At 37.8% G+C, this 11,413-nt stretch carries 8 protein-coding genes and 1 tRNA gene; 6 read left to right on the forward strand and 3 right to left on the reverse strand.

Annotated elements, in window-relative coordinates:
* The first annotated feature begins 214 nt into the window (after positions 1-214).
* The 4 genes from B5440_RS12910 to dusB all read left to right on the forward strand — a co-directional run bounded on the left by B5440_RS12910 (position 215) and on the right by dusB (position 8,049).
* Positions 215-1,372: an acyltransferase family protein gene (locus B5440_RS12910; protein ID WP_070054192.1), complete on the forward strand. Its 1,158-nt coding sequence runs from the start codon at positions 215-217 to the stop codon at positions 1,370-1,372.
* A gap of 16 nt (positions 1,373-1,388) precedes the next feature.
* Positions 1,389-4,340, forward strand: a complete 2,952-nt coding sequence (locus B5440_RS12915) for a serine hydrolase domain-containing protein (RefSeq protein WP_070054191.1) — start codon at positions 1,389-1,391, stop codon at positions 4,338-4,340.
* Between the two features lie 127 nt (positions 4,341-4,467).
* A complete protein-coding gene (locus tag B5440_RS12920) occupies positions 4,468-6,873 on the forward strand; it encodes an outer membrane beta-barrel family protein (RefSeq protein WP_070054190.1) in 2,406 nt (801 codons plus the stop codon).
* A 183-nt stretch (positions 6,874-7,056) separates the two neighbouring features.
* Positions 7,057-8,049, forward strand: a complete 993-nt coding sequence (dusB, locus tag B5440_RS12925) for a tRNA dihydrouridine synthase DusB (RefSeq protein WP_070054189.1) — start codon at positions 7,057-7,059, stop codon at positions 8,047-8,049.
* Between the two features lie 241 nt (positions 8,050-8,290).
* On the opposite strand, the gene B5440_RS12930 is transcribed toward dusB, so the two are convergent.
* Both B5440_RS12930 and rbfA read right to left on the reverse strand, forming a co-directional pair.
* Entirely contained in the window at positions 8,291-9,496 is a 1,206-nt protein-coding gene (locus B5440_RS12930) for an ABC transporter permease (RefSeq protein ID WP_070054188.1), read from the reverse strand.
* Position 9,497: 1 nt separating this feature from the next.
* A complete protein-coding gene (gene rbfA / locus B5440_RS12935) occupies positions 9,498-9,893 on the reverse strand; it encodes a 30S ribosome-binding factor RbfA (RefSeq protein WP_037318333.1) in 396 nt (131 codons plus the stop codon).
* Between the two features lie 426 nt (positions 9,894-10,319).
* On the opposite strand from rbfA, the gene mce reads away from it, so the two are divergent.
* Positions 10,320-10,760 (forward strand): methylmalonyl-CoA epimerase, encoded by a 441-nt coding sequence (gene mce / locus B5440_RS12940; protein ID WP_070054225.1) that lies wholly within the window; start codon positions 10,320-10,322, stop codon positions 10,758-10,760.
* Positions 10,761-10,845: 85 nt separating this feature from the next.
* A tRNA-Ile gene (locus B5440_RS12945) sits at positions 10,846-10,919 on the forward strand.
* Positions 10,920-11,185: 266 nt separating this feature from the next.
* Here the strand turns inward: B5440_RS12945 and B5440_RS12950 are convergent.
* Positions 11,186-11,413, reverse strand: a 228-nt coding sequence (locus B5440_RS12950; protein WP_159447424.1) for an ATP-binding protein, incomplete at its 5' end; no start/stop codon positions are given.

Raw genomic sequence — 11,413 nt, forward strand, 5'->3', positions numbered from 1 at the left:
TTTAAAATAAAAGCATTAACAGTTAAATTTAAGCTTTTAAAAAAATGAATTTATTTTGAATTTAAAAGTATATAAAAAAATTATTTTCAGAAATACTTTTTCTATTTTTTTATAAAAGATTGATTATTTAATCGAAATTTATATTTTTATGGAATAATTAAGAAGTCTAATTTTTATATCCAGCAACCTAAATTTAGGATTACTCTAAACGAAGATGACTGAAGCCACCAAATTATTTAAGGGAGCAAAATCGCTAAAAAATGAGCGTTATCTTGCGTTGGATGTATTACGCGGACTTACCGTAGCCTTAATGATATTGGTAAATACACCGGGAAGCTGGTCGCATATCTATGCACCGTTTAAACATGCTCTCTGGCATGGTTTTACCCCAACCGATTGGGTTTTTCCTTCCTTCTTATTTGTAATTGGCAACGCTATGAGCTTTAGTCTACGCAAATATGAAAGCATTTCTGAAAGCGCATTTTTTAAAAAGGTCTTTAAACGGGCGTCATTTATTTTTCTTATCGGATTGTTTTTGAGCGCGTTTCCTTTCGTATTTAGACAGGAAGGGGAACTGGTTTTTAAGAATTTAGCGAATATGCGAATTATGGGTGTTTTGCAGCGTATTGCTCTTTGCTATCTTTTTGCCTCGCTAATTCTTCATTATTTAAAACTGAAAAAATCTATTATTCTTGGAAGCCTAATTTTACTTGGATATTGGGCAATTATGTGGTTTTTTGGCGATCAGCCCAATCCGCTTTCTTTAGAGCATAATGCCGCGCTGAAGTTTGATCAATTAATATTTAATGATGCCAATCTTTATAAAGGTTATGGTCTTCCGTTTGATCCTGAAGGTTTATTAAGTACACTTCCCGCAATTGTAAATGTAATTGCAGGCTATGTTGCTGGCGTTTTTATTCAAGGATCAGGGAATAATATTTCTACGATAACCAAGTTAAGTATTTATGGAGTCCTGCTATTGGTTGTAGCGCAAATTTGGGATATTTGGTTTCCTATAAATAAACCTATTTGGAGCAGCTCTTATGTTTTATATAGCACAGGCTGGACGCTTTTGGTGCTTTCAGCATTAATTTTGATCATAGAAATTTTCAATTTTAAGAAGTGGACGACTTTCTTCGAGGCTTTCGGAAAGAACCCTTTATTTGTTTTTGTAATGTCTGGCCTGGTAGTAATGCTTATGAACATAATTTATGTTAACGGGCAGGCCTTAAAACCCTGGCTTTATGAAAACTTATATCTTAGCTGGCTAAACAATTATAACGCCTCGCTGCTGTTTGCCATTTCTTATATGCTGCTTATGTGGCTGCTTGGTTACTGGTTACACAAAAAACGTATCTATATTAAAGTATAAATTCAATTGCTGAATAATGAGAAATAAAATATCACGCTTATTCATTTTTTCTATGGCCTTTTTTGGCTTAACACTTCAGGCCCAGGAAGAGCTTAAAAAATCACCCGAATTTCTTCAGTACACCAATAGCAAATGGGTAGACTCTATAATGAAAGAGCTTACACCAAAAGAGCGAATTGCTCAGCTTATTATGGTGGCAGCTTATTCTAATCGGGATAATGAGCATAAGGAGGAAATTCTGAAACTGATTAACGAACAAAAAATTGGCGGATTAATATTTTTCCAGGGTGATCCTGAAACACAATTAAAGTTGATGAACGATTACCAGTTAGCTTCTGAAGTTCCTTTATTGGGTGCCATTGACGCCGAATGGGGATTGGGAATGCGATTGGATAATACCATTAGTTATCCTTATCAAATGGCGCTGGGTGCAATTCGGGACGATAGTTTGGTGTACGATTTAGGGCAGGAAGTGGCCCGCCAAATAAAGCGTACGGGGCTTCATCTTAATTTCGCACCCGTAGTAGATGTAAATAACAATCCTAACAATCCGGTGATTAATTACCGCTCTTTTGGGGAAAATAAAGGAAATGTTTCCGCAAAAGGAATCGCCTATATGCGTGGGATGCAGGATGCGAATTTGCTAACCACCGCAAAACATTTTCCCGGCCACGGTGATACCGATACCGATTCTCATTACGCGCTTCCGCAGATAAATCATCCTTTTGAAAGGTTAGATTCTTTAGAAATGTACCCGTTTAAAGAGCTTATAGACGCCGGAATTGGTGGCGTGATGGTAGCGCATTTAAATATTCCCGCACTGGATTCAACCGGAGTGCCTTCCACCTTATCAAAATCTATCATCACCGGAATTTTAAAAGATAGTCTTGGTTTTAAAGGTTTAATCGTGACCGATGCGATGAATATGAAAGGCGTAACCAAAGGAAACGAACCCGGAATTGTTGATAAAGACGCCATTTTAGCAGGTAACGATCTCTTAGAGTTTACAGAAGATGTTCCAAAAGCTATTGAGGAAGTAAGCAAAGCCATTAAGCAGGGATTAATTTCTCAAAAACAGTTAGATGAACGAGTAAGAAAGATCCTGGCGGTAAAACAGTGGGTTGGTTTAAATCAATTTAAAGCGCAAAGCCCCAAAAATATATTGAAAGAGATCAATACCGCTGATGCGAAATTCTTAAACAGGAAACTGGTAGAAGCCTCGCTTACCGTACTAAAAAATGAAAATAGCATTTTACCAATTAGGAAGCTGGATACTTTAAAGATCGCTTCAATTTCTTTTGGAGCTTCCAAGCAAACCGAATTTCAGAAAACCTTAAACCTATATACCGAAGTAAAAAACTTTCAGTTAAAAGCTGATGCGAAAGCTTCAGACATAGAGAAGATCAAAGAGAAACTTTCAGCATACAATCTTGTAATTGGTGGGATTCACGACGATAGCCGTTTCCCGAGAAATACGATGAAATTTTCTAAACCCATACAGGATTTTATCGCGGAACTTGCCGAAAAAGAACATACGATTTTCAGCTATTTTAAAAATCCATATTCTATAAATAAACTGGATAAGATTGAAAATGCAGCCGGTTTAATTTTAACCTACCAGGATAGCAAAACTACGCAAGACCTTGCCGCGCAGCTTATTTTTGGCGGCGTAGGAGCAAACGGAAGACTTCCTGTGAGTATTGGTGAGAAATTCAAGTCGGGAGACGGGATGGATGTAAAAGGAAAAATTAGATTTAAATATACCCTGCCCGAAGACGCCGGGATGAATTCTGAAAAACTTTATGGCGGTGTGGATTCCTTAATGCACGAAGCTATTAAAAAAAAAGCGACGCCGGGAGGGCAAATTCTAGTCGCTAAAGATGGGAAAATAGTCTTACACAAAGCTTACGGTTACCATGAATACAGCGATACCATAAAAGTTAAGAAAACCGATTTGTATGATCTGGCTTCAGTAACAAAAATTTCTTCGGCTTTACCGGCTTTAATGAAGTTGCACGACGAAGGCAAGTTTAAGCTTGATGCCGGGATAGACGACTACTTACCGTATTTTAAAAACTCGAATAAAGCGGGAGTTCCTTTTCGGCAAATTCTAACGCACCAGGCAAGGTTTAAGCCCTGGATCCCATACTGGAAAAATACACTGCGCAAAAACGGAAGCTACAAATGGTTTACGTTTAAAAAAGATTCTTCCAGGCGCTTTCCTGTAAAAGTAAGTGGAGATCTATGGTTACATCGCAATTATCAAAATAAGATGTTTAAAGCCATCAAGAAATCTGAGCTGGAAGACGAGGCAAAATATAAATATTCTGGCCTGGTTTTTTACTTGTTACCTTCTATTGTAGAAGAGATTTCCGGGGAAGATTTCAGAAAATATATCAATGAAAATTTTTACGATAAACTGGGTGCTACAACTTTAGGTTATAATCCGCTGGAACGTGTTGAAAAAAGCCGAATTGTACCTACAGAACACGATTATTTATTCCGAAAAAAACCTATTCACGGGATGGTGCACGATGAAGGAGCGATTATGATGGGTGGAGTATCGGCTAATGCCGGGCTTTTTTCTAATGCCAACGACCTGGCAAAACTGATGCAAATGTACCTAAATATGGGCGAATATGCCGGAGACCGCTATATTGAAGAAGAAACCTTAAAAGAATGGAGTACCGCGCAGTTTCCCGAGAATGACAATCGCAGGGGAATAGGATTTGATAAACCCTCTTTAGAATATGAAGGTGAAAGTAGTAACACGGCAAAAGACGCGAGCAAGGCGAGTTTTGGCCATACAGGTTTTACCGGAATTTACGCCTGGGTAGATCCTAAAGAAGATTTGCTTTACCTGTTTCTTTCTAACCGCGTTTTGCCTTCCAGAGAAAATACAAGGCTATATCAATTAAATACAAGAACAAATATTCAACAGGTTTTGTATGATTCTATAGAAAAATAAAAGATAGGTTTTTAGCAGTATTATTAATTATTATTCTGAATAAGCGAATAGATTCCCTAAAAATTTCACAGCTTATATTAGAAAGTATATATTTGTTTGATTTTTCCATAAAAACCATTCAAAATATATGATCAGAAATTACCCTCCGATTCTTTTTACCCTACTATTTCTATTTACTAATTCTTTATTTGCACAACATACTATAAAAGGAAAATTGGTTACCGAAACCAATAATCCGGTGGCATTTGCCAATGTTATTTTATTAGACGCACAGGATTCCACTTCAGTTTATAAGGGCACAATTTCGGAGGATAGCGGTGAGTTTTTGCTGGAAGAAATTGCCTCTAACGATTATCTTTTAAAAGTGAGTTTTGTAGGCTACGAGGAATATCTTCAGCAAATTTCAGTCAATTCAGATAAAAAAATAAGAAAGATCACCTTAAAGGAAGGTGCTTCAAATTTAGATGAAGTAACCATTAATGCCCGTAAGCCTAAAATTACCCGTAGTATAGACCGCATTACCTTCGACGTAGAAAATTCTACGCTTTCCAGTGGTAGTAGTTGGGATATTTTGCGTCAAACTCCCGGAGTAATTATGAGCCAGGGACAACTGCAGGTGCGAAATTCTAATGTTACGGTTTATATTAACGATCGTAAAGTACAACTTACCGAGAGTGAATTGCAAACCCTTTTACAAAGTTATTCGGCCGAAAATATTAAATCTATTGAAGTGATCACCAATCCGCCGGCACGTTACGAAGCCGAAGGTGGGGCTATTTTAAATATTAATACCACTTCAGCTATTTCTCCCGGTTACAAGGGAAGTATTGAGGGTGCCTATACACAGGGAATTGTTCCCAAATACCGCATAGGAACCAGTCATTACTGGAAAGGCGATAAATTAAATGTATTTGCCAATTATAGTTTCACCCCAAGAAAGGAAATAAAACGAGACGATAGTTATATCAATTTTAGTCCAAATGAAGAGTTTGGTCAAAGATGGCAAACCGATTTTGAACGGGTTACCCGCTCACAAGCACATAATGCGAATGTGATTTTGGATTATGATTTTGATGAAAAGAATAAGCTAAGCTTTTCTTCTAATCTCCTATTCTCTCCCGATAAGACGTTTGATAATTCGGTGCGAACCGATATTGAATCACCGGGAAATACGCCTTTTTCAAATTTTATGACCGATAGTGAAGTTGTTACCGATGAACATAACATTGCTTTAGATCTAACTTATACCCATAATCTTGAAAATGGCGGCAGTTTTTCGGCTGCTACTCACTATACCAGGTTCACTCAGGACAGGGATCAAATGGTCGCGACCGATTATTTTGATTCAGCAGGTGGGAATGTTCAAAATATCAATTTCAATACTTCCTCTGGACAAAATATAGAGATTTTTACCGGTCAACTGGATTTTAATAGTTCAATAGGGGAGATGAGTTTTGACGCCGGGGCAAAGGTTTCAAATATAAATTCTAACAGTGGGATCAACTTTTCTAATGCTGAAAGCCTGGACGATCTGTATGATAATCTTTCCGACGATTTTTATTATGACGAAACAGTTTCTGCGGCTTATATTAGTACATCCAGAGATTGGGAAAAATGGAGTGCAAAAGCCGGTTTGCGGGGAGAGTATACCGATCTTTTGGGAGTGTCTTTATCAACCTATCAGCGAAACCGTCAGGAATATTTTGAACTTTTTCCTACCGCTTATTTACAATATCGTGCTTCAGATAATCATAGTTTTACGCTGGATTATAGCCGAAGAATTGAACGCCCGCGTTATGAAAGTTTAAACCCATTTAGATATTTTCTGAATGAAAACGATTTTAACGCCGGAAACCCGAATTTACGTGCGGCAATTAGCAATAATATCAATCTAAATTATACGCTGCTAGGGCAGTATTTTTTCGATGTTTATTATCGTGATAACGGAAGATCCCCGGCAAGTTTAGCTTTTCAGGATAATCAGAACTTAACCATTAGAAGATTGCAGGCCAATTTACTGGAAAGTAAAAGTTATGGATTGAGTTTTTCTAACGGTCGCTCTATTACCGGTTGGTGGTATGCCCAGTTATATGCTGAATTTTTTCACGATGAAAACAAATTTTTAGCGGTAGAAAGCAATAATGCTGAGGTTACCAATGAAGTTGATGCTGCACTTTTGCAATTGTATAATGGTTTTACGCTTTCTAAGGATGGTACTTTTTCAGGGAATCTAACCTTCTTGTACGTTTCAGATTATATTGCCGGTTCTTATAATTTCGATCCTTTTTCGACTTTAAGCCTTGGAGTAAGAAAAACACTTTGGAATAATCGCGCAGAATTAAGCCTGAATATCAACGATATTTTTAACGAAACCAATACACGATTGACTTCCCAATATTTGAATCAGGATAATTCCTTTTTTGCACAGGAAGAAATGCGTTATGTGCAGGTAGGATTTAAATATAACTTCGGAAACTTTAGACTGGAAGACAACCAACGCAGTATAGACGCCGCTGAGAGGGATAGGTTGTAATAACCAGGGAATTCTTTATTCCGTCAAGCTGAACTTGTTTTAGCTTCTAAGCCTCTACTAAAATTATATCTTGTTAGATCCTGAAATAAATTCAGGATGACGATTTATAGGAAAGCCGACTTAAATTAACCCTTTGTGGACAAGGTTGATTTTTAGTACTTTTGCACTCCAAAATAAACCGAAGTGGCAAAAATAGGAAACATAGATGTAGGAGACTTCCCGTTGCTTTTAGCACCGATGGAAGATGTGAGTGACCCGCCATTCCGCGCGCTTTGCAAAGAGCATGGGGCAGATGTGGTATATACCGAATTTATCTCTTCAGAAGGGCTTATTCGCGACGCAGCGAAAAGTACCATGAAACTTGATATTTACGAGAAAGAACGCCCGGTAGGCATCCAGATTTTTGGAGCCAACCTGGAATCTATGCTACAATCGGTAGAAATTGTAGAGAAATCTGGCCCCGATATTATTGATATTAATTTTGGATGCCCCGTTAAAAAAGTGGTTTCTAAAGGTGCCGGTGCCGGTATTCTAAAAAATATAGATCTCATGGTTTCCCTTACCGAAGCCATGGTAAAACATACCAATTTACCTGTAACCGTAAAAACTCGTTTGGGTTGGGATAACGATTCTATTAAAATCGTTGAGGTTGCAGAAAGACTTCAGGATGTGGGCTGTAAGGCTATTTCTATTCACGGGAGAACCCGTGTTCAAATGTATAAAGGCGAAGCTAACTGGGCGCCAATTGCCGAGGTAAAGAATAATTCACGAATGCATATCCCTGTTTTTGGAAACGGCGATGTTGATACGCCCGAAAGAGCGGTAGAAATGCGTGATAAATTCGGACTTGATGGTGCGATGATTGGGCGTGCCAGTATTGGTTACCCCTGGTTTTTTAGAGAAGTAAAACATTACTTTGAAACCGGTGAGCATTTACCACCTCCAACAATGATGGAGCGTTTAGACGCTGCAAGACGACACCTGCAAATGGCGATTGATTGGAAAGGGGAGAAGCTGGGTGTTTTTGAAACCCGAAGACATTACACTAATTATTTTAAAGGAATTCCCCACTTCAAAGAATACCGAATGAAAATGGTAACCAGCGACGATGCTGTAGATGTCTTTGCTGCATTTGATGAAGTAGAACGAGACTTTTCTGATTTTCAGTTTGCTTAACCAATTTAAGCCTCGAATTCACGAATTTTATATTTTTATGCTCCCCTCCTTTCCAAGGAGGGGAATGAATTCAGCTATGCTGAAGAAAAGGGATGGTTAAACACGTAACTTAAAAATATCTAATATAAAAATTCAAGAAAAACCCCTCCGGCCTTACGGCCACCTCCCCTTGAAAATAAGGGGAGGAGCTTTCATATATTTTTCAGAAAGAAAATATTCGTGAATACGCGGCAGGAAAATATTACACCGCTTTTAAAGCTTTTCTACTACTTCCTGCAGCTATAAAAGAAGCGATAAGGCCCAGGATTCCTATGGTTAAGATCACAATAAGAATATTTTCTAAAGTGATAGCTACCGGATAGGGCAGGCTAGGCGTGATCATTACCAGGTCAAATTGCAGTTGCAAGTAGACTAATAAAATTGCTGCAAATAATCCTATGGCGCCTCCAATAATCGTCATTAACATTCCCTGGGTAAAGAAAATTCGTTTGATCTGGCTTTCAGAAGCACCAAGATTGAACAGGGTTTTGATATTCTCTCGTTTATCCAGGATCACCATAATTATGGATCCGGCTACGTTAAAAAGGGCGATGATAAGCACCAGGGTGAAAATAAGATACACTGCGAGATTTTCGGTATTGAGCATTTTATAGAGCATCTCGTTAAGTTGCGCGCGGTTTTTTACAATAATTTCATCACCAAAAAGTGCTTTAATTTTATCGGTAACCACATCAGCGTCAGCTTCTGGAGTTATTTTAATTTCTACACCAGAAAAAGTAGTTTCATCTAATTCCAGAAGATTTCTTGCAAAATCAAGGTTGGAGAACACATATTTATCGTCCAGTTCTTCATTTACGCTGTAAATTCCGCTTACAATAACTTTTTCCTGGTTAAAAGCCTGCCCGGGATTTAGGCCTGTGATCTGGCCTTTTCCGGGCCGCGGCACCATTACATTTAGTAAATTCTGGTAATTAAAAATACTCAGTCCCAATTTCCTGGAAATGGTATTGCCAACCACCACCTGTGCTTCGCTACTGGTTAACCATGAACCGGCAATCGCGCTGTCAATTTGCGTAACCTGTTGGTAATTTTTATCTACACCTTTTATAAATGCCGTATGATTTTTATTGCGATAATCCAGAAAAATACGTTCCTCAATAATTTGGCTAAAACTTGAGATTCCTTCAATTTCAGCTAATTCTTCGGCTTTATTTTCCGGGAATTGGAAAGTTTTTCCGCTTGACGGCAATATTTTTAAATCGGGATCAAATTTATTGGAAAAAGAGAGGCTAAAATCCTTGAGTCCGGCGAAACCTGAGAGTACTATAAATAAGGAAAAAGCCCCTGCAAAAACGCCAATGGCTGCAATAATGGTAATGATATTAATGGCATTATTGCTGCTTTTGCTAAAAAGATAGCGCTTGGCGATGTAGAAGGGAAATTTCAAATTAAGATTTTTTCCGGCGCTCCAGCAAGTCGGGATCGGTTATTGGATTTTCTTCTCCTTTAATAGATTTTTCTATACCTTCTATATAATCAAGAGAATCGTCCAGGTAATAATTGATTTCCGGCATTTTTCGCAACTGGTTTTTAGTGCGCTGTGCCATTTCGTGCTTTATCTTAGACTTTCCAAGGTTTATTTCCTCTATAACTTCTTGCGCGTGTTTCTGCGGAAAAATACTGATATAAGCCTTCGCGATAGAAAGATCTGTAGTTACTTTTACTTTAGAGACCGAAATAATTACTCCTGTTCTCCCGGCATCTTTAAGGTTCTTTTGTAGGATATCGGCTAGATCGCGCTGCAAAACTCCTCCTATTTTCTTTTGTCTGTTTGTCTCTTCCATAAGGCAAAAATACTATAATAAATTGGTATACTCCTAAATGTAAAAAACTATGCGTACAAGTCTTAATTTTGAATTATACTATTCTTAAATATTTGACTTGTTCATTTTTTCCATTGATGAAAAAACGAACCAAAAAAATCTAGGTTTACGAATCTTTATCTAAATTTTATGCTCGTTTCCTGAATTTTAGGAACTCTCCCGATAAAAATCGGGATCAAACAGTCTAAAATTTTACGGAAACTTCACTTCAAATTTCACGATAAATTTTCGATAGGCCAAAGTGATCTTATTCCAAAGCAACCTAGGTAATACCGAACCTATTGGAGTAAAGATTTTGTGTTTTCTTTTTAAATTTATAGAAGTTTACCGATTTTGAATATATAGAATTAGAAGTTTAACTTGCTGCATCTACTTAAAAATAGAAAAATGAAAAAAATTGAACATATTGGGATTGCCGTAAGGGATCTTGAAGCTGCCAATGCTACCTATAATGCGGTTTTGGGAAGTGAACAGTATAAAACCGAAACAGTAGAAAGTGAAGGTGTGAGTACGTCTTTCTTTAAAATTGGGGAGAGTAAGATTGAATTGCTTGCCGCTACAAATCCTGATAGTCCTATCGCAAAGTTTATTGAAAAGCGTGGCGAGGGGATTCATCATATAGCCTTTGCGGTAGATGATATTAAAGCTGAAATTACCCGACTGGAAAAAGAAGGTTTTAAGCTGATAAATACCGAACCAAAAGACGGTGCCGATAATAAACTGGTGGCGTTTATGCATCCGAAAGGCGCTAACGGGGTTTTAGTAGAATTATGCCAGGAAAAAAGCCCCTCCCCAGCCCTCCCCGAAGGAGAGGGAGCGAGAAATTAAGAAATTGCATTTCACCTTGCAGGAGTTAAAAATATATCATAATATTGCACTCCTAAAATTCGGGTATTGTTGAAATGCCAGAATTGGTCCTATAGCTCAGCTGGTTAGAGCACTTGACTCATAATCAAGGGGTCCCTGGTTCGAGCCCAGGTGGGACCACTTTTAAAAACCCTAACACTTTTATTAGCAAGGTGTTAGGGTTTTTTTGTTGTTTAAAATGTACGATTATTGTATTGTTGATTAATCAATAGGATAAATTTAAATTTTGGGTAACCCTTTTTCTTTAGTTAGTTTAGCTTTAATTTTAAAATTTTTCAATGCTGAGATTAGAATGGATGAGCCGGTCAAAGTGAACCACGTGCGCCGGATGAAAGTGAGCATAGCAAACTAAGTGCTCAAAATCGATTCTATTGTGGTTAAATTTACTATTTATTTTTAAGTTTTTTCCTCATTGATTCCCCCTTGATATCTATTCTGTGAGCGGTATGAACTAAACGATCCAGTATGGCGTCTGCAATGGTCTGTTCTCCGATAATCTCGTGCCAGGCCTCTACCGGTAACTGGGAGGCTATTATAGTAGATTTTTTTCCGTGCCTATCTTCAATAATTTCCATCAGGGAGTGTCTGTTAATATTATCCAGACCTTTAAGTCC

It is taken from the genome of Salegentibacter salarius (genome assembly GCF_900168265.1).
GTDB classification, from domain to species: Bacteria; Bacteroidota; Bacteroidia; order Flavobacteriales; family Flavobacteriaceae; genus Salegentibacter; species Salegentibacter salarius.